We start from the raw sequence: 26,325 nt of genomic DNA, 5'->3' as shown, positions 1-26,325 counted from the left end.
CCCGCGGGGGCGGAAGCCCAGTTTTCTTTTCGCCGCAGGCCGCTGTTCCGCTTGGCCACTAAATTCCCGCCTGCGCGAGACTACTGGTGGTTTGCGGAGCGCTGGGCGACTTCGCCGAAAGTCTTCGCCTCGCCGGGAGACTTTCACCTTCAGGTCACTTGATCGCATCGACAACCCTCCGCGCCTCCGCGCCTCCGCGCGAACGCAAATCCTCGGGCTGCCCGTGCGATGATGATTCACGCGAAGGCGCGAAGCCGCGAAGGAAGAGCGTTCACGCGGAGGCGCGGAGGCGCGGAGAGACTATATGGACAGAGGCACTTCGCCTTGCCGTGCTCTCGAGTAAGGCCAGACCGGTGCCGGGTCGCAACATCTTCGCGTCTTCGCGTCTTCGCGCGATCATCCCCGTAAAAGGCCGATACTCGGGTGGAGCGCGAACGCCGCCGCTCGCCTCACCCCAACCGCCCGCCGCGACGGCTATTCCGGAAAGTCCGCCCCCAGCGCGGCGTCGCGCAGGCCTTCGATTTCCGCCAGCCGCTCCCGCAACTTGGCTGTCACCGCCTCATAGCCGAACTTGCCGAGCACCAGATGCCGCGGCGGCGTGTCCGCCTCGGCGGCGGCGATGATCGCGTCGCCGGCGCGGACCGGATCGCCCGCCTGCTCGCCGCTGATCTGCCTGGTCGACTCCATCCGCTTGCCTGCGGTGTCGGCATAGTCGGCGATCCGTACCGGCGTCTGCTGGAGCGAACGACCGGCCCAGTCGGTGCGGAACGGCCCCGGCTCGACGCAGGTGACGGCGATGCCGAGCGGCGCGACCTCGGCGAGCAGGCTGTCCGACCAGCCCTCGACCGCATGTTTGGACGCGGCATAATAGCCCGAGCCCGGAAAGCCGATCAGCCCCGCGACCGAGGTGAAGTTGATGACGTGACCCGATCGCTGCGCGCGCATCAGCGGCAGCACCGCGCGGGTCAGCGCGAACAGGCCGAAGACGTTGGTATCGAACTGCGCGCGGATCGCCGCCTCTTCGCCTTCCTCGATGCTCGCCTGATAGCCATAGCCGGCATTGTTGACGAGCACGTCGATGCGGCCGAAACGCGACTCCGCCGCCGCGACCGCCGCCGCCACCTGACCGGCATCGTTGACGTCGAGCGCCAGTGCCAGCGCGCGGTCCTCCGCCTCCGCCGCCAGACCGGCGACGCGCTCCGCATCCCGCGCGGTGACGACGACACGCCAGCCGCGCGCCAGCACCAGCTTTGCCAGATCGCGACCGAAACCGGTCGAGCAACCGGTGATGAACCAGACGGGGGCGGAAGGCAGTGTCATCGGGAACCTCGGTGCGATCGGGAGCAAACCGGAGCAATGCGGCAGCGCGAGCCGGGTTCCGCGCTAACATCACTTCGGCGGCGTCGCCCCTGCGCTGCCGTCGAGCGCGGCGCCGACCGAGGCGAGCGGCCGCGACAGGATCGCGCCGACGTGACGGGCGGCAAAGATGCCGACGACGCCGATCGCGACGAGCAGCGCGACGAACTGGAAGGCGGCGGCAAAGCGATGGCTCTGCGCCTCGCGCTCGGCGGGGGGCACGCGGCGTTCGGCGCGCCGATCCGCGCCCGGCGCGTCGCCGCGCTGCGGCTTATGCGCGGGCGGCTTGGCGGAGACGATGCCGTCGATGTCGATCGGGTCCTGCGTCCGCACGCCGAAGAAGGCGCCGTTCTGCCAGACGACGCGGCCGACGACGACATGATGGATCCGGCGGATCTCGATCACCGTTCCCGGCCGGCAGGCGGGCTCGGCGGTGGCGAGCAGGCCGCGCGACGACATGTTGTGGATCACCACGTCGGTCCATTCCGATCCCGCCCGCATGCGCGCGCGCACCAGCACCTTGACGCGGGGTTCGCGCTTTTTCATCGGGCGGGCCGGTCGGGCGCGGAGAAAAGGTCGGACATCATCGCTGCCCTACCACGCAAATGTTAAACGTCCGTAATAGACGTATCAGTTTCTGACATAATTCCGGTGCTTGCCGCCGCGCACCGAAGGGCATGGTTGACTTCGCACGTAACTGCGGTAAAGGCCCGCGCTTGCCGGTGGGTCCGCCCGCCGCGCATCCGTCCAAGACAGCAGGTGCCGCGGATTTGCCACGGCTTAATGCCCTGCCGAGACGGGGACAGGATTTCGAACGATCGGAGCGCTCCGTCGCGCCGGTCTGCCGCCCTTCACGGGTGCCTTCCCCATCGATGGACAACCCCGGCGGGGTTTTCCCCTCCGGTTTGTAACCGGGAGGGTCGCTTCGTGCGGCGCTCTCAAAACGTGGAGAATGGCATGGATCGTGCTCAAAAGGCCGCGGCCGTTGCCGAGTTGAATCGCACCTTTTCCGAGGTCGGCGTGGTGGTCGTCACCCGCAACAACGGAATGACGGTTGCCCAGTCGACCCGACTGCGCAACGCGATGCGGGACGCCGGCGCGACCTACAAGGTCTCGAAGAACAAGCTTGCCAAGATCGCACTCGATGGCACCGATTACGGTTCGCTGGGCGACATGCTCACCGGCCCGGTCGGCCTCGCCACCTCGATCGACCCCGTCGCCGCTGCCAAGGTAGCGGTCGAATTCGCGAAGACGAACGACAAGTTCGAAATCGTCGGCGGTGCGATGGGTGCGACCTCTCTCGACGTTGCCGGCGTGCAAGCGCTCGCCACCCTGCCCTCGCTGGATGAACTCCGGGCGAAGATCGTCGGCCTCATCGTTGCCCCGGCAACGAAGCTCGCGACCATCACCCAGGCTCCCGCGGCGCAGATCGCGCGCGTGCTGTCGGCCTACGCCGAGAAGGAAGCCGCCTGAGCTTCAGGCGCTTTCGGACAAGCGATTTTCAACTGACACTTAGGGGCGTTTCGCCCCGGCATATGAAGGAAGTATCATGGCAGACCTGAACGCGCTGGTTGACCAGCTGAGCGAACTGACCGTCCTCGAGGCCGCCGAGCTCTCGAAGATGCTCGAAGAGAAGTGGGGCGTTTCGGCCGCCGCTGCCGTCGCCGCGGCTCCCGCCGCCGGTGGCGCGGGCGCCGGTGCCCCGGCCGCGGAAGAGAAGACCGAGTTCGACGTGATCCTCACCGGCGACGGTGGCAAGAAGATCAACGTCATCAAGGAAGTCCGCGCCATCACCGGTCTCGGCCTGACCGAAGCCAAGGCGCTCGTCGAAGGCGCGCCGAAGGCCGTCAAGGAAGGCGTGAACAAGGACGAGGCCGAGAAGGTCAAGAAGCAGCTTGAAGACGCCGGCGCGACCGTCGAACTCAAGTAAGCTGGTCCGAACCGTCCGGCGTCACGGCGTCGGGCGGATCGTGCAACGGATGAGGCGGCCTTCGCGAGAAGGTCGCCCCTTTCGTTATGCGTCACCGCCGGCGTGCGGGACGCCAGGACTCGGGCCGGATCACCGTCGCCGGCGGCTCGCCGGCACGCGCCGCGTCGATCGCGGCGTTGATCGCCATCAGCTCGGTCTGCCGGCTCATCGCGGTCATCGCGTCGACCAGCGCGGCGAGCTGCGTCATCGTCGCCTGCATCTCCCCCGTCTTGTCGGCGATCGCCGCCTGGTGGCGGCGCACCTCGTCGTGGCGCGCGGCGACATCATGGTCGAGGCGAACGCGGCGGGTGACGTCGGTGGCGATGGCGACGATGCGCTGCGGCGTGCCGTCCGCGTCGGCGACCGGCGTATAGCTTGCCTGCAGCCATAACGGCGCCCCCTTGCTGTCGATCCACGCCAGGACCCCCGCCTCGCTCTCGCCGGCGGCGAGCCTCGCCCAGAGGGCGGTATAGGCCGGCGCACCGGCATCGACCGGATCGCACAGGATGCGATGGTGGCGGCCGATCAGATCGTCGCGGTCATAGCCGATGAGCGCGAGGAACCGCGCATTGGCGTCGAGGATGATCCCGTCCGGCGTGAAGTCGATGACCGCATGGCTGCGGTCGAGCGCGACGAGGCGGGCGTCGCGCGTCTCGTCATCGGACGGTGGCGCGGTCCGTTCGCTGGCGACCTTGACGAAGCCGCAGACCGCGCCGTCATCGTCGAGCAGCGGATCGTAATCGGCGTGCAGCCGCAGCTCGCGTCCGTCCCGGCCGATCCGCGTGCAATCGAGCGAGACGGCGCGGCCGAGCGCGAGATCGAGCCACAATTGCCGGTAGTCGGCCGACGCCCGCACCTCCGGCGAGCAGAAGGCGCGGTGCGGCATGCCGAGCAGGTTTTCGAGCTGATAGCCGAAGGTCGTGCAATAGCGCTCGCTCGCCCACACGACATGGCCGGCGGCATCGAAATGCGCGACATTGGTCGTGCGGCAGATCGCCGCCCAGATCGCGGCACCGTGACGTTCGCCTGCCATGGGGTCTCCCGGCCCCGAGAAAGGACCACTTTGGACACGGTTAGCGACAACCGGCGATGCGGATCAAGCGCGAATTGCGTCGCTCACCGCTCCACGGCAGCGGCATAGGGGCGGACGCCGAGGACATCGTGCATCCGCGCCGGCTGATCGAGCCAGAACGGCACCAGTTTCGCCGAGTCGACGCGCTCGACGCCGACCGCGAAGGCGTTGCCGACCTGCCCCTCGCCGCCACCGGCATCATAGACGACGTTGACGACGACGACGGGCACGAACATCGGCCGCCCCGCCGCCTCGAGCGGGCGGATCTCGGTGCGCGACAGGGCGACGACGACGCGGACGCGGCGTGACTCTCCCGGCGCCAGCGCGAAGGGTGGCACCGCGGTGCGTCCCGGCGGCGCGGCATAGATGGCGGCGACATCACCCTCCTGCCCCGGTCCGGCGCCGGTCAGCGTCGCGGCGATGCGGATCGCCTGTGCCGGCGCCGTCCCGGCATTGCGCACTTCGAGTTCCGCCTCGACGGTGGCGCTGAGCAGGTTGAGCCCGGCGCGACGCGGGTGCAGCGCAAGCGCCAGCCGGGCACGCGCCGCGGGCGGCTCGAACATCGCCGGGGTCGGGGCCGTCGTCGGCGTTGCCGCTGGCGTGGGCAGGCGATCCCGCACCGGTGGAGCCGGCGGCAGTGGCGCAACCGGTACGACCGCAGGCGCCTCATCGACCGCCTCGCGCGAGCGACGGCGTAGCCACCACCAACCGCCCGAGGCCGCTGCGATCACCGCGGCAGCGATCAGCCACCAGAGACCCGATCCATCCCCTTCGGCTGCGGGCGCAATCACCGGCGTGGCGGTCGGGCTCGGTGTCGCGAGCGGGGCCGCTGAGGATTCGTCCGTCGGCAGTGCCGCCGGCGTCGTCGCGGCGGGTTCCGGTGCGATGGTCGGTACAGGCGCGACGGTGGGCGTCGCGGCCGGGGTCGGCGTCGCACGCGGCGTCGGTGTGGCGCGCGGCGTGGGCGTAGTCCGCGGGGTCGGGACCGCACGCGGTGTCGGGGTTGGAGCCGGCGTCGGGCTGGGTGCAGGCGTCGGCTCGGGAACGACCGGCGCGGGGGTGGCCGGGCGCGACGGCGACAGGCTGAAATTGTCGAGCCCCGGGATCGTCTGCGGCGCGCTCGTATTGGACTGCGCGAGCCCCGGCGTCCCCGCCAGAGCCGCCGCCGAAAGGGCGATCGCGCCCAGCCGCGCGCCCCGCATCATGGTCATGTACTCTGATCTCACCCAAAACCCTTGCGCGCTCCTTAGTGAACGGTTGACGACCGCCACCCCCGCTGCGACGAACCGCCCCGCTATGGCGACGGAGCGAACGGCACGGCCGCGCCGCCCGCCGCCGCCACCCCTTTGACACGGCGGGGCAAGCCGCCTATATCCGCGGTTCACCAAAGCTTTCGGGACATGGGGCGCCGTCGCGCAGCGCCCCGTACGGATAGAGGGTTCTGGTTTCAAAGACGCTGAAGGCCGACGCACTTGGATGCGATCGGCTTTTTTGCGTCGCACCTCGCGTCCCGCTCCGGGGGTTCCCGGGCACGATATTCCGGCCGTCGCCAGTGTCCGCTGGCGGGCCACGACTGAGGGCATAACACCATGGCCAGCAAAGCGATCCAGGGCAGCACCGCGAAGCGGCGCATCCGCAAGATCTTCGGGGACATCCACGAAGTCATTCAGATGCCGAACCTGATCGAGGTTCAGCGCGAGAGCTACGAGCAGTTCCTCCGTTCGGACAAGAGCATCGGCCACGTCTCGGGCCTCGAGAAGACGCTGCGCAGCGTGTTCCCGATCCAGGATTTCGCCGGCACCGCCTATCTCGACTTCGACGATTACGTCCTGGAGCCGCCGAAGTTCGACGTGGAAGAATGCCGCCAGCGCGGCATCACCTATGCCGCGCCGATGCGCGTCACGCTGCGCCTGACCGCGTTCGAGGTCGATCCGGATACCGAGGCCAAGTCGGTCATCGATATCAAGGAGCAGGACGTCTACATGGGCGACATGCCGCTCATGACCGAGAACGGCACCTTCTTCATCAACGGCACCGAGCGCGTCATCGTCAGCCAGATGCACCGCTCGCCGGGCGTGCTGTTCGATCACGATCGCGGCAAGACGCATGCGTCGGGCAAGTATCTGTTCGCCGCCCGCGTCATTCCGTATCGCGGCTCGTGGCTCGACTTCGAGTTCGACGCCAAGGACATCGTCAACGTCCGCATCGACCGTAAGCGCAAGCTGCCGGTGACGGCGCTGCTCTATGCGCTCGGCATGACCAGCGAGGACATCCTCAACCACTTCTACAACCGCGTCACCTATGTGCGCGGCCAGGGCGGCTGGATCATCCCGTTCGCGCCGGAAAACTGGCGTGGCGTCAAGCCGCTGTTCGACATCGTCGACGCCTCCTCGGGCGAAGTCGTGTTCGCCGCGCAGCAGAAGATCAGCCCGCGTGCGGCCAACAAGGCGGCCAAGGACGGCCTCACCCAGCTGCTGATCCCGACCGAAGAGATCTTCGGCCGCTATTCGGCCTATGACCTCATCAACGAGCAAACCGGCGAGATCTACGTCGAGGCGGGCGACGAGATCGGCGCCGAGAATCTCGAGGCGCTCGACAAGGCCGGCATCGACACGATCGAGCTGCTCGACATCGATCACGTCTCGACCGGCGCATGGATCCGCAACACGCTCAAGGCCGACAAGGCCGAGGAGCGCGAGCAGGCGCTGAGCGACATCTATCGCGTCATGCGCCCCGGCGAGCCGCCGACGCTGGAGACCGCGGAGGCGCTGTTCGCCGGCCTGTTCTTTGATCCGGACCGCTATGACCTGTCGGCGGTCGGCCGCGTCAAGCTCAACATGCGCCTCGACCTCGACTGCCCGGATACGGTGACGACGCTGCGCACCGAGGATATCCTCGCCGTGGTCAAGACGCTGGTCGACCTCAAGGACGGCAAGGGCGAGATCGACGACATCGACAATCTCGGCAACCGCCGCGTCCGCTCGGTCGGCGAGCTGCTCGAGAACCAGTATCGCGTCGGCCTGCTGCGCATGGAGCGTGCGGTCAAGGAGCGCATGTCCTCTGTCGACGTGTCGACAGTGATGCCGAACGACCTGATCAACGCCAAGCCGGCGGTCGCCGCGGTGCGGGAATTCTTCGGCTCGTCGCAGCTGTCGCAGTTCATGGACCAGACCAACCCGCTGTCGGAAGTGACGCACAAGCGTCGTGTCTCGGCGCTCGGGCCGGGCGGTCTGACGCGGGAACGCGCGGGCTTCGAAGTCCGCGACGTCCACCCGACGCATTATGGCCGCATCTGCCCGATCGAGACGCCGGAAGGCCCGAACATCGGTCTGATCAACAGCCTCGCCTCGTTCAGCCGGGTCAACAAATACGGCTTCATCGAGACGCCGTACCGCAAGATCGTCGACGGCAAGGTCACTGACGACGTCGTCTATCTGTCGGCGATGGAAGAGGCCAAGCATACGATCGCGCAGGCCTCGGCCGAGCTGAAGGACGACGGCAGCTTCGCCGAGGAGCTGGTGTCGGCCCGTCAGGCGGGCGAGTTCCTGATGGCGCTGCCCGAGACGATCACGCTGATGGACGTCAGCCCCAAGCAGCTGGTGTCGGTCGCCGCGTCGCTGATCCCGTTCCTCGAGAACGACGACGCCAACCGCGCGCTGATGGGCTCGAACATGCAGCGCCAGGCGGTGCCGCTGGTCAAGGCCGAGGCGCCGTTCGTCGGCACCGGCATGGAAGAGACCGTGGCGCGCGATTCGGGCGCCGCGATCGCCGCCAAGCGTGCCGGCATCGTCGACCAGGTCGATGCCAGCCGCATCGTCGTGCGCGCCACCGGTGAGGTCGATTCGGCCAAGTCGGGCGTCGACATCTACACGCTGATGAAGTTCCAGCGCTCGAACCAGTCGACCTGCATCAACCAGCGTCCGCTGGTGAAGGTGGGCGACGTGGTCAACGCCGGCGACGTCATCGCCGACGGTCCGTCGACCGAGTTCGGCGAGCTGGCGCTCGGCCGCAACGCGCTCGTCGCGTTCATGCCCTGGAACGGCTACAACTACGAGGACTCGATCCTCATCTCCGAGCGGATCGTGAAGGACGACGTGTTCACGTCGATCCACATCGACGAGTTCGAGGTGATGGCCCGCGACACCAAGCTCGGGCCCGAGGACATCACGCGCGACATCCCCAACGTCGGCGAGGAAGCATTGCGCAACCTCGACGAGGCGGGCATCGTCTACGTCGGTGCCGAGGTCGAGCCGGGCGACATCCTCGTCGGCAAGATCACGCCGAAGGGCGAAAGCCCGATGACGCCGGAAGAGAAGCTGCTCCGCGCGATCTTCGGTGAAAAGGCGAGCGACGTGCGCGACACCTCGCTGCGCCTGCCGCCGGGCGTCGCCGGGACGATCGTCGACGTGCGCGTCTTCAATCGCCACGGCATCGACAAGGACGAGCGCGCGATGGCGATCGAGCGCGAGGAGATCGAGCGCCTCAAGAAGGACTCGGACGACGAGCGCACCATCCTCAACCGGGCGACGTGGAGCCGCCTGCGCGAAATGCTGCTCGACCAGGTCGCCACCGCCGTTCCGAAGGGCCTCAAGAAGGGCTCGACGATCGACATGGACCTGCTCGACAGCGTCGACCGCCACGAATGGTGGAAGTTCGCGGTGCAGGACGATGCGGTCCAGGCCAATCTCGAAGCCGTCAAGCAGCAGTATGACGAGGCGGCCAAGCGGATCACGGACAAGTTCCATGACCGCCGCGAGAAGCTGGAGCGTGGCGACGAGCTGCCGCCGGGCGTGCTCAAGATGGTCAAGGTGTTCGTCGCGGTGAAGCGCAAGCTGCAGCCGGGCGACAAGATGGCCGGCCGTCACGGCAACAAGGGCGTGATCAGCCGCATCCTGCCGCAGGAGGACATGCCGTTCCTCGCCGACGGGACGCCGGTCGATCTGGTGCTCAACCCGCTGGGCGTGCCGTCGCGCATGAACGTCGGGCAGATCTTCGAAACGCATCTCGGCTGGGCTGCCCGTAACCTGGGCATGCAGGTCGCGACCGCGCTCGAGGATTGGCGCGAGGCGAATCCGGACGCCAAGGCGGGCGAGATGCCCGACGCGGTCCGTTCGCGCCTCGTCGAGGTCTATGGCGATCATTATGCCGACGACATCCAGAGCCGCGAGCCGGAAGAGATCGCCGAGCTGGTCCAGAACATCCGGACCGGCATTCCGATGGGCACCCCGGTGTTCGACGGCGCCCGCGAAAGCGACGTGTCGGCGATGCTGGAGCTGGCGGGTCTCGACACGTCGGGCCAGTCGGAGCTGTTCGACGGACGCACCGGCGACAAGTTCGACCGCAAGGTGACGGTGGGCATCATCTACATGCTCAAGCTGCACCATCTGGTGGACGACAAGATCCACGCGCGCTCGATCGGGCCCTACTCGCTCGTCACCCAGCAGCCGCTGGGCGGCAAGGCGCAGTTCGGCGGCCAGCGCTTCGGCGAGATGGAGGTCTGGGCCTTGCAGGCCTATGGCGCCGCCTACACCTTGCAGGAGATGCTGACGGTGAAGTCCGACGACGTGGTCGGCCGCACCAAGGTCTATGAGGCGATCGTCAAGGGTGACGACACGTTCGAGGCCGGCATCCCCGAGAGCTTCAACGTGCTCGTCAAGGAAATGCGCTCGCTGGGCCTCAACGTCGACTTGAAGACGATGCAGGACCAGGTCGACGAGGACGGCATCGCGATCGCCGCGGAGTGACCTCAAGTCCCCTCTCCCCCTGTGGGAGAGGGGCAAGCCGCGGAACGCGGCGCGGGGTGAGGGGCAGTGCGGCACGGCAGCCGCATCGCTTCCCCCTCACCTTCCCACTGCCTTCGGCAGCGGGCCCCTTCCTCTCCCACAAGGGGAGAGGAGACAGAGATTTTAAGAGGACAGGTTCATGAACGAACTGACCAACTTCGCGAACCCGATCGCCAAGCCCGAAACCTTCGACCAGATCCAGATCGGCATCGCCTCGCCCGACAAGATCCGCTCGTGGTCGTTCGGCGAGATCAAGAAGCCCGAGACCATCAACTACCGCACGTTCAAGCCCGAGCGTGACGGCCTGTTCTGCGCGCGCATCTTCGGTCCGATCAAGGATTACGAATGCCTGTGCGGCAAGTACAAGCGCATGAAGTACAAGGGCATCGTCTGCGAGAAATGCGGCGTCGAAGTCACCGTGTCGAAGGTCCGCCGCGAGCGGATGGGCCATATCGAACTCGCCGCCCCGGTCGCGCACATCTGGTTCCTCAAGTCGCTGCCGTCGCGCATCGGCCTGCTGCTCGACATGCAGCTCAAGCAGCTCGAGCGCGTGCTGTACTTTGAAGCCTATATCGTCATCGAGCCGGGTCTGACGCCGCTGGAGAAGTTCCAGCTGATGACCGAGGACGAGCTGCTCGAGGCGCAGGACCAATATGGTGAGGACGCCTTCTCCGCCGGGATCGGCGCCGAGGCCGTGCGCATCATGCTCGAAAGCCTCGATCTCGAGGGCGAGAAGACGCAGCTGCTCGAAGAGCTGGCGACGACCAAGTCGGAGCTGAAGCCGAAGAAGATCATCAAGCGTTTGAAGGTCGTCGAGAGCTTCCTCGAATCGGGCAACCGGCCCGAGTGGATGATCCTCGAGGTGGTGCCGGTGATCCCGCCCGAGCTGCGCCCGCTGGTGCCGCTCGACGGCGGCCGCTTCGCGACGTCGGATCTCAACGACCTGTACCGCCGCGTCATCAACCGCAACAACCGGTTGAAGCGCCTGATGGAGCTGCGCGCGCCGGACATCATCGTCCGCAACGAAAAGCGCATGCTGCAGGAAGCGGTCGACGCGCTGTTCGACAACGGCCGCCGCGGCCGGACGATCACCGGCGCCAACAAGCGTCCGCTCAAGTCGCTGTCCGACATGCTCAAGGGCAAGCAGGGCCGCTTCCGCCAGAACCTTCTCGGCAAGCGCGTCGACTATTCGGGTCGTTCGGTGATCGTGACCGGCCCGGAATTGAAGCTGCACCAGTGCGGCCTGCCCAAGAAGATGGCGCTCGAGCTGTTCAAGCCGTTCATCTACGCCCGCCTCGACGCCAAGGGCCTGAGCATGACGCTCAAGCAGGCGAAGAAGTGGGTCGAGAAGGAGCGCAAGGAAGTCTGGGACATCCTGGATGAGGTGATCCGCGAGCATCCGGTGATGCTCAACCGCGCACCGACGCTCCACCGGCTCGGCATCCAGGCGTTCGAGCCGGTGCTGATCGAGGGCAAGGCGATCCAGCTCCACCCGCTGGTCTGCTCGGCGTTCAACGCCGACTTCGACGGCGACCAGATGGCCGTGCACGTGCCGCTGAGCCTCGAGGCGCAGCTGGAAGCGCGCGTCCTGATGATGTCGACCAATAACATCCTGTCGCCCGCCAACGGCAAGCCGATCATCGTGCCGTCGCAGGACATGGTGCTGGGTCTCTATTATCTGTCGATGATGAAGGAAGGCGAGCCGGGCGAAGGCATGCTGCTCGGCGACATGGCCGAGGTGCATCAGGCGCTTAACGCGGGTGCGGTGACGCTGCACACCAAGATCGTCAGCCGCGTTCCGCAGACCGACGAGAACGGCAAGCAGTACCTCAAGCGCTACGAGACGACGCCGGGCCGCATGCTGCTGGGTGAAACCCTGCCGCACAGCCACAAGGTGCCGTTCGAGACCGTCAACCGCCTGCTCACCAAGAAGGACGTCGGCGACGTGATCGACGAGGTCTATCGTCACACCGGCCAGAAGGAGACCGTGCTGTTCGCCGATGCGATCATGGCACTGGGCTTCCGTCACGCGTTCCGCGCCGGCATCTCGTTCGGCAAGGACGACATGATCATCGCGCCGGACAAGGACAAGCTGGTCGACGAGACGCGCGATCAGGTGAAGGACTTCGAGCAGCAGTATCAGGACGGCCTGATCACGCAGCAGGAAAAGTACAACAAGGTGATCGACGCCTGGAGCCGCTGCGGCGATCAGGTGGCGAACTCGATGATGAACGAGATCAAGGCCGTCCGTCACTATGAGGACGGGCCGATGAAGGGCCGCGAGAAGGACATCAACTCGATCTACATGATGGCCCACTCGGGTGCCCGTGGCTCGCAGGCGCAGATCAAGCAGCTTGCCGGCATGCGCGGGCTGATGGCCAAGCCGTCAGGCGAGATCATCGAGACGCCGATCATCTCGAACTTCAAGGAAGGCCTGACCGTCCTCGAATATTTCAACTCGACCCACGGTGCTCGTAAGGGCCTCGCGGACACCGCGTTGAAAACGGCCAACTCGGGTTATCTCACCCGCCGCCTCGTCGACGTGTCGCAGGATTGCGTCATCGTCGAGGAGGATTGCGGCACCGAGCGCGCGCTGGAGATGAAGGCGATCGTGCAGGGCGGTTCGACGATCGCCTCGCTCGGCGAGCGCATCCTCGGCCGCACGACGGCGGAGGACGTGGTCGACGCCAAGAGCGGTGAAGTCATCATCCCGACGGGCACGTTGCTCGACGAGGCGATGATCGCGCAGATCGAGAAGATCGGCATTCAGGGGATGAAGATCCGCTCGCCGCTGGTCTGCGAAAGCAAGATCGGCGTGTGCGGCAAGTGCTACGGGCGTGACCTCGCCCGCGGTACGCCGGTCAACATCGGCGAGGCGGTCGGCGTGATCGCGGCGCAGTCGATCGGCGAGCCGGGTACGCAGCTGACGATGCGCACCTTCCACATCGGCGGCGCGGCGCAGCTCAACGAACAGTCGAACCTGGAGGCGCCGGTCGACGGCACCGCCCAGTTCCGCGACCTGCGCCTGATCGTCGATCAGCGCGGGCGGCGGGTGACGCTGTCGCGTTCGGGCGAGATCGCGATCGTCGACATGGACGGCCGCGAACTGTCGACGCACCGTATCCCCTATGGCGCCTATGTGATGTTCGACGACGGCCACATGCTGTCGAAGGGCGATCGCATGGCGGAGTGGGATCCGTTCACCATGCCGGTGATCACCGAGAATTCGGGCATCGTGAAGTATCAGGATCTGATCGAGGGCAAGACGCTCACCGAGCAGACCGACGAAGCGACCGGCATCGCGCAGCGCGTGGTGATCGAATATCGCACCTCGTCCAAGTCGAAGGAGGATCTGCGTCCGCGCCTGACCCTCACGACGTCGGAAGACGGCGAAGCGGCGCGCTACATGCTCGCTGCCGGCGCGGTGCTGTCGGTCGACGACAATGCCGAGGTGCAGGCGGGCGACGTGCTCGCCCGTGTCAGCCGCGAGTCCGCCAAGACCCGCGACATCACCGGCGGTCTGCCGCGCGTCGCGGAACTGTTCGAGGCGCGCATCCCCAAGGAGGCGGCGATCATCGCCAAGGTCTCCGGCCGGGTCGTGTTCGGCAAGGACTATAAGGCGAAGCGCAAGATCGGCATCCAGCCCGAGGATGGCGGCGAGGTCGTCGAATATCTGGTGCCGAAGTCGAAGGTGATCGACGTTCAGGAAGGCGACTACGTCAAGCGTGGCGACAACCTGATCGGTGGTTCGCCCAACCCGCATGACATCCTGGAGACGATGGGCATCGAGCCGCTGGCCGAATATCTGGTCAGCGAAATCCAGGAAGTCTATCGACTGCAGGGCGTCAAGATCAACGACAAGCACATCGAGACGATCGTTCGTCAGATGCTGCAGAAGGTCGAGATCACCGACGGCGGCGACACCACGCTGCTCAAGGGCGAGCAGGTCGATCGCGAGGAAATGGACGCGACGAACGAGAAGCTCGAGAAGAACCAGCAGCCCGCGCAGGGCAAGCCGGTGCTGCTCGGCATCACCAAGGCGTCGCTGCAGACCCGCAGCTTCATCTCGGCGGCGTCGTTCCAGGAGACCACCCGCGTCCTCACCGAGGCGGCGGTCCAGGGCAAGCAGGACACGCTGATGGGTCTGAAGGAGAATGTCATCGTCGGCCGGCTGATCCCGGCGGGTACCGGCGCGGGCATGAACCGGCTGCGGGTCGCCGCTTCGTCGCGCGACGCGGCGCTGCGGGCACAGCAGCGGGCGCTGTCGGCGGCGATCGTCGCCCCGATCTCTGCCGCGGAACAGCGGGCCGCGGAGCAGCAGCGCACGGTGCGCGACGATGCCGGCACGGGTCCTGACCCGCTCGCCGAGGTCGTGCCCTCGGGCGACGGCAGCGATGCCGCCGCAGGTGAGTATCTCAACCAGGAGTGATCCTGGCCTCTTGCCGAGCACACGAAACCGCCGTCCGGGTGACCGGGCGGCGGTTTTATTTTGGGCGTATGCCGGCAGCGGCCCCGCGCGCGCCCCGCAACGCCACCTTAAAAAAATTTCACCGAATGATGCCCGCCGCTCCGTCCCTCTTGATACAAATCAAGCAACGGACGTGATTGGGTGGCTCTTGCCGTCTGATCTTTGGAGGGGATGACGCTATTTTGCTGATGATAACCACTCGCGACAGGAACTGTGTCTCGCGTGCCACTGGATATTGGGAATTGCGGCGCGGGCTGTTTGCCGAGCGCAATTAAAACTTGCGCCACATTGGCGATAACGGGCATATACCGTATATCAGGACGGGGGCGGGGCATTTGGCCTCGTGGGATATGAAATGATGAATATGTCGTCGCAGTCGCAGCCGCTTGAGACCTTGGAGACGCTGTTGGTCGAGGCCTGTCAGATCGCGGATGCGGTCGGGCTCGACCTCGCTGCGATCCGCATCGAGGAAGCGCTTATGATCGCTCGCGAATCCTCCAATTCCAACCCGCTGTGGCAATCCTGGGGGACGATGTCGCTACTCAACTGAGCCGCCGCGCCGCTAGGACAGGCGCCCGACATCGGCCGTCGCATCGCCGACCACCGCGGCGTCTACGCCCATCGTCCGGGCGATCGTTTCGAAGCCACCGTTATGGACGCGGATCTCATTGAACGCCGGCGGCGAATGGCGCGTCCGCTTCGACAGCGTTCCGGCACCGATCATCCGGATCGTCCGCCCCGCGCGCGCGACCGGAACGTCGAAGGGGTCATGGACATGGCCCGACAGCACCGCATGCGCCCCCGCCTCCGCCAGCGCGGTCAGCGCCCCGTCGCCATTACGCGTGCTGGCCGTGCCCTTGGTCGGGCCTTCGATAAGAGGGTGATGCGCGGCGACGAAGATCAGCCGGTCCTTGGGCGCCGCGTCGATCATCGCCAGCGCGCGGCGTAACGAACCCGCCCCTACCCGGCCCTTCGACCAATTCCAGCGCCATTGCGCCCGCGCGATCGTCTTGAGCGGGACGATCGTCACGCCGGGCAGGTCGAGCTCGCGCTCGATCATCTTCTCCACCGCGGCATAGCGCTGATAGGGCGCGAACAGGCGGCGAAACGGATCCCAGTAATAAGGGATGTCGTGGTTGCCGATCTCCAGCGTCACCGGCACGCCGAGGCTGCGCAGCCACGCCCCGCCCCGCTCGAACTCGGATCGCGTCGCGCGCATCGTCAGGTCGCCGGTCATGATCACCGCATCGGGGCGTTCCGCGGTAACGCGTTCGCCGAACCAGGCGATCGCCTGTGGGTCCTCTGCGCCGAAATGGACATCGCTGACGTGGAATAGAGTGATCATGGCTTTCCGAACGCTGCTGCTGCCGGAAAGCTGCTAATGCGCCGATCCGGGCGGCTGCAAGTGGGTGCTCGACTTGCCAACATATTGATTTGGATCAGCACGGGTTCATTTGTAAAGCCATACGGGTCAGGCCATGCTGGACTGGACGAGTTGCATACGGTGACAATGGCGATCCCCCTCGAAACAGATCCGAGTCTCGACCTGACGGCCTGTGATCGCGAACCCATTCATATCCCAGGCGCCATCCAGCCGCACGGACTGCTGCTGGTCGCCGAAGCCGGCCCCGGTCATGCGGTGATCGCCGGCGCGGGGGCGATCGAGGCGCGGCTGGCGACGCACTGGCAGGGCCGGCCGCTCGCCGATCTGCTCGGCCAGGATATCCAAGCGCTGCTCCACCATCTGCCGGGCGGGCTGGACGCGACCAGCCAGATCGTCGTGCCGGGAATCGGCGAATCGTTCGTGGCGACGGTGCATCGGGGCGGCACGCATCTGCTCGTCGAGCTCGAGCCGGTCGCGGGCGCGCCGGCGTCGGTATCGACGACGCTGGCCTGGCTCGACGCGGTCGCGGCGAGTTTCGAGCGCGCCGCCGATCTCCAGACGCTGTACGACCGCGCTGCCGGTGCGTTCCGGATGCTCACCGGCTTCGATCGGGTGATGATCTACCGCTTCCTCGACGACGACGCCGGACAGGTGGTGGCGGAGGATCGCGATCCGTCGCTGGCCACCTTCCGCAACCATCGCTTCCCCGCCTCCGACATTCCGCGGCAGGCGCGCGCGCTCTATGTGCGCAACCGCACGCGGACGATCCCGACGGTCGACTATGACCCGGCGCCGCTGCGCCCGGCCGCCTTTGACCATATCGACCTCAGCGACGTCGCGGTGCGCCATGTCTCGCCGATCCACCTGCAATATCTCCGCAATATGGGGGTGGAGGCGTCGGCGTCGATCTCGATCGTCAAGGACGGCTTGCTGTGGGGGCTGATCGCCTGTCACCACAACAGCCCGCGCGTGCTGCCGCCCGACGTCCGCAACACCGCGGCGACGCTGGCCAGCGGCCTCGCCCGGCAGATTCGCGCCAAGGAGGAGGCCGCCGCCTATCGCGAGCGCCTGACGCTGCGCGCCGACGAGGACCATATGGTGCCGCGCCTCAACAGCGAGGAGCCGCTGCGCGCCTCGATCATCGCGGTGAAGGACGAATTGCGCGCGATGCTGCACGCCGACGGCTTTGCCATGGTCGCGGGCAACCAGATCGAACGCTCGGGCCGCTGCCCCGACGACAATGTGCTCGCCGGTATCGCCCGGTGGGTGCGCGAACGCGGTGGCGAGCCGCTCGCGACGCACGAACTGGGTGCGCTCTTCCCGATGGCGCGCGCGCATGAGACCATGATGAGCGGCCTGCTCGCACTGCCGCTGTTCGACGAGGATGCGATCCTGCTGTGGCTGCGTGCCGAGACGGTCGAGACGATCGAATGGGCAGGCAATCCCCACAAGTCGGTCGCGGTCACGCCCGGCGAGACGCTGACGCCGCGCACCTCCTTCGCCAGCTATAGCGAGACGGTCCGCGGCTGTTCGCAGCGCTGGACGCTCGAACAGATCGAGGCCGCGCATCGCCTGCGCCGCCGCTTCCACGAGGCGCGCCAGCACCTTCAGGTCCGCACGCTCAACCGCGAATATGCCCGCGCGCTGAGCGAGAAGGATGCGCTGCTCGCGCAGAAGGACGTCCTGATGAAGGAGGTCAATCATCGCGTGCAGAACAGCCTGCAGCTGGTCGCCTCGTTCCTCCGCCTCCAGGCCAAGACCGCCAACAGCCCCGTCGTCGCCGATCACCTCGCCGAGGCGCAGGCGCGACTCGCCGCGGTGGCGCTGGTCCACCGCCGCCTGTATCGTGACGATCAGGTCGAAAGTGTCGATCTCGCCCGCTATGTCGACGAGCTGATCGCCGATATGCGGACGTCGCTCGGCGCCGAATGGGGGCGGCATATCAAGCTCGACCTTGCGCCGGTGCTGGTGCCGACCGACCGGGCGGTGAATATCGGCCTGATCCTGACCGAGCTGGTGATCAACGCGACCAAATATGCCTATGGCGGCGCGGCCGGACCGCTGGCGATCGCGCTCGAACAGCATGGCGGCAAGCTGCGGCTGATCGTCGCCGACGACGGCCGCGGCAAGGGCGACGGCGAGGGATTCGGCAGCCGGATGATGGACGCGATGGTCCAGCGCCTGTCGGGCGTGATCGAATATGGCGACAATCATCCCGGCCTGCGTGCGATCATGACCGCGCCGATCGACGAAATATAATTTTGCATCGGGTGCGATCCGGATCGATCGCTCCCGACGATCCCGGCGGAAGCCTTGCTCGTGATGCGATAGCCTTTTGCCGGCAATGTGATAGCATAGCCTCATGGCCTGCGCGCGCCCCCGTCGACCGACCGCCGCCGGCGGGATCGGCGCGCGTGCGGCGGCGTCCCCCGATGGTGCAGTGCGCAATTTCGGCTTGCCTCGCGCGCCGCGCCGCCCCATGCGCCCCCCGCCACCAACGAAAGGTCTCTTATGGTAGCCTGGTTCCAGGCGCTGATGCCGAAGCAAGGTCGGTTCTTCGAACAATTCGAAGCCCATGCCGCGACGCTGGTCGCGGGTGCGGACGCCTTGCAGAAGCTGTTCAGCGGCGACGGCGCGATCCCGGTGCATATCGCCGAGATCGTCGATCGCGAGCATGAGGCGGACGATATCACGCGTGAGGTGTTGCAGGACGTCCGCCGCGTGTTCGTCACGCCGTTCGACCGTTCGGCGATCACCGACCTGATCGGGGTGATGGACGATTCGATCGACCAGATGAACCAGACCGCGACGACGATCGCGCTCTACGAGGTCAATCAGTTCGCGCCCGACATGCGCGCGATGGTCGACCTCGTCGTCGAGGCGGCGCGGGTCACCGCCGAAGCCATTCCGCTGCTCCGCAAGCTCGACACCAACGCCGCGCGGCTGCACGACCTCACCGCCCGGCTGGTGCAGCTTGAGGGGCAGGTCGACGACCATCACGCCCGCGGCCTGCACGCCCTGTTCAAATCCTGCGACGACAGCCAGACGATGCGCTTCATCGTCGAGCGCGAGATCTACAGCCATCTCGAACGCATCGCCGACCGGTTCGAGGACATCGCCAACGAGATCCAGGGTCTCGTCATCGATCACGCCTGAGCCATGACCATCTCCTTCACGCTGCTTGTCGCGCTGATCGGCGTCGCCCTGCTGTTCGACTTTCTCAACGGACTGCACGACGCCGCCAATTCGATCGCGACGGTGGTCTCGACGCGCGTGCTCAAGCCGCATCATGCGGTGATCTGGGCCGCCTTCTTCAACTTCATCGCCTTCGCCGTCTTCGACCACAATGTCGCGCAGACGGTCGGCAAGGGCATCGTCAGTGCCACCGTCATCGATCCGCAGGTGATCTTCGGCGCGCTGATGGGTGCGATCGTCTGGAACGTCATCACCTGGCGCTATGGCATTCCGTCCAGCTCCAGCCATGCGCTGATCGGCGGCCTGCTCGGCGCCGGGATCAGCAAGGCGGGGTTCGACAGCGTCGTCTGGGCGGGCGTCGGCAAGACGGTCGGCGCGATCTTCCTGTCGCCGACGATCGGCATGATCCTCGCGCTGCTGCTCGTGCTCGTCGTCGCCTGGAGCTCGCTGCGGCTGACGCCGATGGGGGTCGACCGGCGCTATCGCAAGCTCCAGCTCGTCTCCGCCGCGCTCTACAGCCTCGGCCACGGCGCCAATGACGCGCAGAAGACGATGGGGATCATCACCGTGCTGCTCTATTCGCAGGGCCTGCTGACCGGCGCCTTCCACGTCCCCTTCTGGGTGGTGCTGTCGTGCCAGGCGGCGATGGCGATCGGCACGATGTCGGGCGGGTGGAAGATCGTCCATACGATGGGGTCGAAGATCACTCGGCTGACCCCGGCGCAGGGATTCTGCGCCGAGACCGGCGGCGCGATCACCCTGTTCATGGCGACCGTCGGCGGCATCCCGGTCTCCTCGACCCACACGATCACCGGCGCGATCGTCGGCGTCGGCTCGGCACGGCGGCTGTCCGCGGTGCGCTGGAACGTCGCGAGCCGGATCGTCGTCGCCTGGGTGGTGACGCTGCCGGCGGCGGGGCTGATCGGCGCGCTTTGCTACGAAGGCGCGGCGCTGCTGTCGCGCTAGTCTCGCGCTGCACGGAGCCTTCGCCGCGCTGCCTCGTTGGCTGCGGCGGATGACGAGGGAGTGTGGGTGATGGCGACCGAGATGATCGTGCTGGCGGCGTCGGTCGCGCTGCTCGTCGTGCATATCATGCTGCAGGGCCAGACCGCGACGCATGATCGCGGCCTCGCCTGGAACGCCGGACCGCGCGACGAAGGCGACGTCAAACCGCTCGGCGTGCTCGCCGGTCGCGCCGCCCGTGCGCTCGCCAATTTCCAGGAGACCTATCCCGCCTTCCTCGCGCTGGCGCTCGGGCTGGCGGCGACGGGGCAGACCGGCGGACTCGGCGCGATCGGTGCGCTGGTCTGGCTGATCGCGCGGATCGTCTACATTCCGCTCTATCTGCTCGGCGTGCCCTATGTGCGCAGCCTCGTCTGGGTGGTGGCGATGCTCGGCCTGCTGCTGATGCTGATCCGCTTCGTCTGAGCGACGGGGGCCGCCGGCGCGGCAGCCCCCGCCCCCGTCAGGCGATATGCACCGCCTTGGTGATGCAATGCGCGGCGATCCCCTCCGGCCCGTCTTCCGAACCGAAGCCGCTGTCCTTGACCCCGCCGAACGGCGCATCGCCCCAGCTCAGCCGCACCGTGTTGATCGCCACCATGCCGGCCTCGATCTCGTCGCCGAGCCGGTTCTGGAGCCGGCCGTTTTCGGTGAAGCAATAGGCGCCGAGGCCATAGGGCAACCGGTTCGCCTCCGCGATCGCGTCATCGGCGGTGGCGAAGGCGCCGATCAGCGCGACCGGGCCGAACGGCTCCTCGTTCATCGCATGGCTGGCGAGCGGCACGTCGGCGAGCACCGTCGGGGCGAAGAAGAACCCCTCTCCCTCCGCGCGCGTGCCGCCGGTGAGCAACCGCGCGCCGGCGCCGACCGCATCGTCGACCAGCCCGGCGATCGCTTCCGGCCGGCGCGGATTGGCCATCGGCCCCATCTGCGTCCCCGCCTCGAGCCCGTTGCCGAGCTTGAGCGCGCGGGTGCGCTCGGCGAAGCCCTGTGCGAACCGCTCATAAATGCCCTGCTGGACGTGGAAGCGGGTCGGCGCGACGCAGACCTGTCCGGCGTTGCGGAACTTGTGCTGGACGAGGATGTCGAGCGTGCGATCGAGGTCGCAATCGTCGAACACCAGCACCGGGCCGTGCCCGCCCAGCTCCATCGTCGTCTTCATCACCGTATCGGCGGCGAGCTTGAGCAGATGCTTGCCGACCGGCACCGAGCCGGTGAAGCTGAGCTTGCGCGTCACCGGCGAGGCGAGCAGCTGGCGCGACACCGCATCGGGCACGCCGAAGACGAGCTGCGCCACCCCGGCGGGCAGGCCGGCATCCTCGAAGCAGCGCAGGATCTCGACCGCCGCACCCGGCGTCTCCTCGCTCGGCTTGAGGATCACCGAACAGCCCGCGGCGATCGCCGGCGACAGCTTGCGCACCGGGTTCATCACCGGGAAGTTCCAGGCGCAGAAGGCTGCGACCGGGCCGACCGGCTGATGCAGCACCAGCGAGCGCGTCCCCGCCGGGCGCGGCAGCACCCGGCCGTAGATGCGCACCGCCTCGCCGGCGTGGAAGTCGAGCAGCGCGGCGGTCGCCATCACCTCGCCCTTCGCCTCGGCGAGCGGCTTGCCTTCTTCCAGCGTCGCGAGCCGGGCGAGCCGGTCGGCGCGCTCGCGGACCAGCGCCGCGGTCCGTGACAGGACCGCCGCCCGCTCCTGCGGCGCGACCGCGCGCCAGCTCTTGAAGGCGCGGTCCGCGGCATCGAGCGCGCGATCGAGATCGGCGGCGGTGGCCAGCGGCACCTGCGCCAGCGTCGCCCCGGTGGCGGGATCGAGCACCGGTTGCGTCTCGCGATCGGTGATCCACTCGCCGTCGATCAACAGGCCGAGGCGCGTATCGTAGGAAGTGTCGGTCATAACAGCTCGCTTTCGTCAGCTAGAGCGCGCCGGGCCAATCGCCGACGGGGCAGCGGCCCTGGCGCTGTCGGCCCCTCTACCGCCCCGGCGCGCCCGCGCAAAGCGGCGCGCGGGCGGCTTGCCGGCGTACTTGGTCAACCGACGGATGCTTGTGGCGTTCGTCATGGCGACCGGCGCCGTCTTGCCATGACGACGGTCGCGAGCTGCGGCAGCATCGATCCGGCGCCCTCGCCGCGGACGCAGACCTCGCGACCGTCCAGACCCGTCCTGCCGATCATCCCCGTCGGCTGGGCGAGACGCTGACAATGAGCGTGATCGCGCGCCGACGATGAGTCACTCGGCGTTGCGCAACAACTGGCCGCGCTCGTCCTGCAGCATCCAGAAACGCGACCAGCCGCGCACCTTGGGCAGAATCAGCCAGGTCAGCGCCGCGGTAAGGATCACCGACGACAGGATCTGCTGCACCACCTTGGGCGCACCGGGCAGCAGCCAGCCGATCACCGCGCTGACGATCAGCAGGGTCGGCACGACGCCGATCCAGGTGACGCAGGCCGTCTTCCACTTGCGCGCCGCCGCCTCGCTCGGCAGCGTGAAGGCGAGCAGCGTGCCGGCATCGGACTGGTCGAGCCCGACCGAGAAATCGTCCGCCTCGTCGGACAGCGCGCGATAGCCGTCCTGCCCCGTCCAGGCGTCGACCGCCGTCCGGTCGCCGAATTGCAGCAGCAGATGATGCAGCCCGCCCGCCTGCGCCAGCCGCACCGCGCAGCGGAACCGCGGCTGGGCCTGCGCCGCGGCGACGCAGCGATCCGCCCACGGCTCGAACGCCTGTTCGTGCCCGGGCCGCATGACACGGGAGATGGCAAGGGTGGCGAACGCGGGCGCGACGAGGTTCATGCACGGTGCGACCCGCGAGGCGGCCTGGGGTTCCCGCGATCGGGCAACGAAATTAGTGCGATGAGCGCTCCGCTAAGGCGCTGTCATGCATGGCCTTCGCCTGCGCGCCGAACATCGGCGGGCGCTCGAGCCGGGGCCTGAACCGTGCGTGCGCTCAGGGATACGGGAATGGAGCGGGTGAAGGGAACACGCCGTAAGCGTACGTTTCTGAAAGCCCGCGTCTGAGGCAACGAACGTCCGCTCACGCCCAGAAGCGGACATTGCTCCAAACTCGATCACCCGATACGTCGGCCCGGCCAGCGTGACGGAATAGGTAGACGTATCGCCACAGCGATCCCGGCAACGGGTGCGGGCTCGATTCCCTGCCGCTGGCAATATTGCTCAATGCCGGACATTCAGAATACCCGTCAGCAGACCAAGATCAGACATTGCGAGCCATAAGCAACGGGTGCAGACGTACGCGATGAACGTTCGCCCTATTCTGCTTGGCGTCGCCCTTACGGGCTGCGCGTCATCGTCATCCGAAAGGATCATAGATCAAATAGAGCAAACAGTGCGAATGCCTTCGGGCGCGAGTGCGTTGAAAAGGTATAGGCGATATTATTACCGCGACAATCGGGCAATAGTCGGCACCTACGTGCTATCCAGCAAACCCGGCCGTGAGTGGCGGACTAAGGACAAGATGATAATGGTCCTCGACGGCGGATGCGGCGTGGTCAATGTAGTCTTCTCAATTAAAGACAATCGTGTGACTTATGCGGCTTGCAATGGCGTCGCTTAGGCGGCCTACATGCCCGAAAGCCGCCCATCCGCTTCCCTCCCAGAAGGGGACATTCCGCTTTCGTCCAATTGTGGAACTTCGGCATCGATCGTAGAATCGCTACATGAGTTTCGATACAAGTATACGGATTGTCCAAGCGGCCCTGCACTGGGCATGGGACCCGATCGGTGTGCGGGGCATCGAAGAAGCTTCTAACGAATACGATATGTATGCGCCCGCAGTGCTCCAAATGCTGAAAGCCGAAGCGCCGGTCGAGCAGATTGCTGGCTATCTAACGAGCGTCGTTCGAGATCGGATTGAACTTCCGGTGCGACCCGATCGCGATAGGGATGTGGCGTCCATGCTCAAAGAGATGTTCGCCGTCAGCCAGTAAGCGGAATGTCCGCTCACGCCCATTAGCGGACATTCACCCCCAGAGCCGCCCGCACAGAAATATGGCAAGCTCCCTAGCGTGTTGTCCCCAGTGGAAGTGATGAAGCCGAAAGGCGAAGTGAGCGTCATCAATGCTGACATGCTCTGCAAACCAAAGCACTTCGCGCATATCGAGCGTTAGGTCGGCTAAATCATCGATGGCGTCCGCCGTCATGAGCGCGTCATCGAATGATTTGGCCGGGTCAGCTACGGGGTAATACCCGTAAGCCGGGAAACGTTCGGCCACTTGCTTGTAAAGTGACGGGCCATCCTGTCGTGGCGCATCGATCTCGGCGTCCGTCAAATCGCCATGTGGCGTCTCATGGTAGGCGGCGACAAGCCGATCCAACGCGTTGAGCAAGGCTTCATCTTTGGGAGGTTTGTCACCCCAGACAGTCGCCAGAAAATGCTCGGCGGCAGCGATGGCTTGCGAACGGTTCATGCGCACATGGTCCCACGCAGGCGCAGATTTCTCAACGTCCGCTTTCCCCCAAAAGCGAACACTCTCGGCGGAGACACCCTCCGCCGCGGTCAGCCAAATCTGCCCGGTCAACGGCTGTCGATACCCAACCCGGCTGGTGCCGGTACCCGCGTCCGCTTACGCCCATAGTCCGTCGTTCATGAGGTTGATCGACTTGCTCCGAACCTGCCGTTGGTTCAGCTTAGTTTCGATGGCGGCGGTGATCATTGGCAGGAGAAGTCTGTGTTCGGTTGGCTACGAAAGGGGAGGCACCCCGCCAAGCCGCATCGCGCAGGCATCCCGCCGATCGATGCGACGCTGTTCGACCAAGGTGGGGACCGTCTATTTAAAGCTCTTGCCCGATTTTGGGCGTCCTCTGACCCGAAGAGCTATTCACCGGGTTGCGCGGAAGTTCAGATCAAAGCGCTTGAAGAACGCTATTCCATTTGCCTCCCTGATGATTTCCGATCGTATCTGTTAAATGCCGCGCCACGAACAAGATACATGGACGACATCGGTACGCAGTGGTGGGCCGCAGACGAAATCAAATCTATCCCGGATGAATGCCCAGATGGCCCGCCGGGTAGATTGAATGACGAGATCGAACACGAAAAGCACGCTTATCTCATATTCTCGGACTACCTAATCTGGTGCTACGCATGGGCGATCTGCTGCTCGGACGGACCGAACCGCGGAAAGGTTGCACTGATCGGTGGCCTGCCGGATGCGATCGTCGCCGATAGCTTTCGCCAGTTCCTTTTATTGGAACTGACAGACGATTTCTCCATCCATCAAGGCGCTGGCGGGGGCATCGCGCCTTAGCAATTGATGGGCGCAATTCCGTATGATTGCGTCAGAGCGGTCCGTCCGCTTTCCGCCCATTAGCGGACATCGCCCCCTGCCCCACTAAGGCTGGAGCCGCCTCACACGAGGGAGCGGGGAGCGGGTGAAGGGAATCGAACCCTCGTCGTAAGCTTGGGAAGCTTCTGCTCTACCATTGAGCTACACCCGCGCCGGGCCGCGATCGGCGGCGCGATCCGGGCTGTAAGCCGGCGGCGGCGGCAATGCAACGGGGCAATCGACAGCGGCGCGGCGACGCGATACCGCGTCGCGATGCTGGTGCTGTTCAACAAGCCGTTCAACGTGCTCAGCCAGTTCACCGATCGCGGCGCGCCGACGACGCGGGCGACCTTGTCCGATCATATCGCCCTGCCCGGCGTCTATCCGGCGGGACGGCTCGATCGCGACAGCGAGGGGCTGTTGCTGCTCACCGACGACGGCCGCCTGCAGGCGCGCATCGCCGATCCGCGCTTCAAGCTCGCCAAGACCTATTGGGTACAGGTCGAGGGCGAGCCCGATGACGCGGCGCTGGCGCGGCTGCGCGACGGCGTGGTGCTCAACGACGGGCCGACGCGGCCCGCCGAGGTGGCGCGGATCGACGATCCCGCGCTCTGGCCGCGCGATCCGCCGATCCGCGTCCGCGCGCACATCCCCGTCAGCTGGCTATCGCTGACCTTGCGCGAAGGGCGCAACCGGCAGGTGCGGCGGATGACCGCGGCAGTCGGCTATCCGACGTTGCGGCTGGTGCGCTGGCGGATCGGCGAATGGACGCTCGACGGGCTGGCGCCGGGGGCGCATCGCATCCTCCGCTAG

The 26,325-nt window shown here is 66.4% G+C and carries 20 protein-coding genes, 2 tRNA genes and 1 pseudogene; 13 read left to right on the top strand and 10 right to left on the bottom strand.

Translation table 11 applies throughout. The annotated features are described in order from the left end of the window. Positions 1-474: 474 nt before the first annotated feature. Together PBN85_RS06050 and PBN85_RS06045 are read right to left on the bottom strand one after the other, a co-directional pair. Entirely contained in the window at positions 475-1,320 is an 846-nt protein-coding gene (locus PBN85_RS06050; RefSeq protein WP_271300455.1) for an oxidoreductase, read from the bottom strand. A 69-nt stretch (positions 1,321-1,389) separates the two neighbouring features. Then, positions 1,390-1,902 (bottom strand): PilZ domain-containing protein, encoded by a 513-nt coding sequence (locus PBN85_RS06045; protein ID WP_271300454.1) that lies wholly within the window; start codon positions 1,900-1,902, stop codon positions 1,390-1,392. Positions 1,903-2,313: 411 nt separating this feature from the next. On the opposite strand from PBN85_RS06045, the gene rplJ reads away from it, so the two are divergent. Both rplJ and rplL read left to right on the top strand, forming a co-directional pair. Beyond that, positions 2,314-2,829, top strand: coding sequence for a 50S ribosomal protein L10 (gene rplJ / locus PBN85_RS06040; RefSeq protein ID WP_271300453.1), 516 nt, complete (start codon positions 2,314-2,316; stop codon positions 2,827-2,829). A 76-nt stretch (positions 2,830-2,905) separates the two neighbouring features. Further along, a complete protein-coding gene (gene rplL, locus PBN85_RS06035) occupies positions 2,906-3,286 on the top strand; it encodes a 50S ribosomal protein L7/L12 (RefSeq protein WP_037530315.1) in 381 nt (126 codons plus the stop codon). A gap of 91 nt (positions 3,287-3,377) precedes the next feature. On the opposite strand, the gene PBN85_RS06030 is transcribed toward rplL, so the two are convergent. Together PBN85_RS06030 and PBN85_RS06025 are read right to left on the bottom strand one after the other, a co-directional pair. Next, complete coding sequence (locus PBN85_RS06030) at positions 3,378-4,358, bottom strand: methyl-accepting chemotaxis protein (protein WP_271300452.1); 981 nt, start codon at positions 4,356-4,358, stop codon at positions 3,378-3,380. Between the two features lie 83 nt (positions 4,359-4,441). Then, positions 4,442-5,608, bottom strand: coding sequence for a hypothetical protein (locus tag PBN85_RS06025; RefSeq protein ID WP_271300451.1), 1,167 nt, complete (start codon positions 5,606-5,608; stop codon positions 4,442-4,444). A gap of 378 nt (positions 5,609-5,986) precedes the next feature. Here PBN85_RS06025 and rpoB point away from each other — a divergent pair, with 378 nt between their 5' ends. Then, positions 5,987-10,141: a DNA-directed RNA polymerase subunit beta gene (gene rpoB / locus PBN85_RS06020; protein WP_037530310.1), complete on the top strand. Its 4,155-nt coding sequence runs from the start codon at positions 5,987-5,989 to the stop codon at positions 10,139-10,141. Positions 10,142-10,319: 178 nt separating this feature from the next. After that, positions 10,320-14,609, top strand: coding sequence for a DNA-directed RNA polymerase subunit beta' (rpoC, locus tag PBN85_RS06015; protein ID WP_037530308.1), 4,290 nt, complete (start codon positions 10,320-10,322; stop codon positions 14,607-14,609). Between the two features lie 107 nt (positions 14,610-14,716). Here rpoC and PBN85_RS06010 read toward each other — a convergent pair whose 3' ends face one another. After that, entirely contained in the window at positions 14,717-14,953 is a 237-nt protein-coding gene (locus PBN85_RS06010) for a hypothetical protein (RefSeq protein ID WP_271300450.1), read from the bottom strand. Between the two features lie 50 nt (positions 14,954-15,003). Between PBN85_RS06010 and PBN85_RS06005 the strand changes: the two genes are divergently transcribed. Continuing rightward, positions 15,004-15,198: a hypothetical protein gene (locus tag PBN85_RS06005; protein WP_037530306.1), complete on the top strand. Its 195-nt coding sequence runs from the start codon at positions 15,004-15,006 to the stop codon at positions 15,196-15,198. Between the two features lie 12 nt (positions 15,199-15,210). Here the strand turns inward: PBN85_RS06005 and PBN85_RS06000 are convergent, their stop codons facing one another. Further along, positions 15,211-15,993, bottom strand: coding sequence for a metallophosphoesterase family protein (locus tag PBN85_RS06000; protein ID WP_271300449.1), 783 nt, complete (start codon positions 15,991-15,993; stop codon positions 15,211-15,213). A 165-nt stretch (positions 15,994-16,158) separates the two neighbouring features. Between PBN85_RS06000 and PBN85_RS05995 the strand changes: the two genes are divergently transcribed. The 4 genes and pseudogenes from PBN85_RS05995 to PBN85_RS05980 all read left to right on the top strand — a co-directional run bounded on the left by PBN85_RS05995 (position 16,159) and on the right by PBN85_RS05980 (position 20,655). Beyond that, entirely contained in the window at positions 16,159-18,291 is a 2,133-nt protein-coding gene (locus PBN85_RS05995) for a histidine kinase dimerization/phosphoacceptor domain -containing protein (protein WP_037530303.1), read from the top strand. A 237-nt stretch (positions 18,292-18,528) separates the two neighbouring features. Further along, a pseudogene (locus tag PBN85_RS05990) lies at positions 18,529-19,188 on the top strand (DUF47 domain-containing protein); the annotation flags it as partial. Positions 19,189-19,191: 3 nt separating this feature from the next. After that, positions 19,192-20,193 (top strand): inorganic phosphate transporter, encoded by a 1,002-nt coding sequence (locus tag PBN85_RS05985; protein ID WP_037530299.1) that lies wholly within the window; start codon positions 19,192-19,194, stop codon positions 20,191-20,193. A gap of 69 nt (positions 20,194-20,262) precedes the next feature. Beyond that, positions 20,263-20,655, top strand: a complete 393-nt coding sequence (locus tag PBN85_RS05980) for an MAPEG family protein (RefSeq protein ID WP_271300448.1) — start codon at positions 20,263-20,265, stop codon at positions 20,653-20,655. 37 nt (positions 20,656-20,692) lie between these two features. Here the strand turns inward: PBN85_RS05980 and PBN85_RS05975 are convergent, their stop codons facing one another. Then, on the bottom strand, positions 20,693-22,126 hold the full coding sequence (locus PBN85_RS05975) for an NAD-dependent succinate-semialdehyde dehydrogenase (RefSeq protein ID WP_271300447.1): 1,434 nt from the start codon (positions 22,124-22,126) through the stop codon (positions 20,693-20,695). Between the two features lie 333 nt (positions 22,127-22,459). Further along, complete coding sequence (locus tag PBN85_RS05970; RefSeq protein ID WP_271300446.1) at positions 22,460-22,972, bottom strand: hypothetical protein; 513 nt, start codon at positions 22,970-22,972, stop codon at positions 22,460-22,462. A 343-nt stretch (positions 22,973-23,315) separates the two neighbouring features. On the opposite strand from PBN85_RS05970, the gene PBN85_RS05965 reads away from it, so the two are divergent. Together PBN85_RS05965 and PBN85_RS05960 are read left to right on the top strand one after the other, a co-directional pair. Continuing rightward, positions 23,316-23,394 (top strand) — tRNA-OTHER (locus tag PBN85_RS05965). Between the two features lie 510 nt (positions 23,395-23,904). Next, positions 23,905-24,174, top strand: a complete 270-nt coding sequence (locus PBN85_RS05960) for a hypothetical protein (RefSeq protein ID WP_271300445.1) — start codon at positions 23,905-23,907, stop codon at positions 24,172-24,174. Between the two features lie 33 nt (positions 24,175-24,207). On the opposite strand, the gene PBN85_RS05955 is transcribed toward PBN85_RS05960, so the two are convergent. Next, positions 24,208-24,765 (bottom strand): hypothetical protein, encoded by a 558-nt coding sequence (locus tag PBN85_RS05955; RefSeq protein WP_271300444.1) that lies wholly within the window; start codon positions 24,763-24,765, stop codon positions 24,208-24,210. A 150-nt stretch (positions 24,766-24,915) separates the two neighbouring features. Between PBN85_RS05955 and PBN85_RS05950 the strand changes: the two genes are divergently transcribed. Beyond that, positions 24,916-25,494 (top strand): SMI1/KNR4 family protein, encoded by a 579-nt coding sequence (locus PBN85_RS05950; protein WP_271300443.1) that lies wholly within the window; start codon positions 24,916-24,918, stop codon positions 25,492-25,494. 119 nt (positions 25,495-25,613) lie between these two features. Here the strand turns inward: PBN85_RS05950 and PBN85_RS05945 are convergent. Further along, positions 25,614-25,684 (bottom strand) — tRNA-Gly (locus PBN85_RS05945). A 101-nt stretch (positions 25,685-25,785) separates the two neighbouring features. On the opposite strand from PBN85_RS05945, the gene PBN85_RS05940 reads away from it, so the two are divergent. Continuing rightward, on the top strand, positions 25,786-26,325 hold the full coding sequence (locus tag PBN85_RS05940; protein ID WP_037530789.1) for a pseudouridine synthase: 540 nt from the start codon (positions 25,786-25,788) through the stop codon (positions 26,323-26,325).

The sequence above is a fragment of the Sphingomonas sp. CV7422 genome, assembly GCF_027945725.1.
In the GTDB taxonomy this organism is placed as follows: Bacteria; Pseudomonadota; Alphaproteobacteria; order Sphingomonadales; family Sphingomonadaceae; genus Sphingomonas; species Sphingomonas kyungheensis.
Note: the sequence above shows the minus strand (reverse complement) of the source record. Positions and strands in the feature narration are given on the sequence as shown.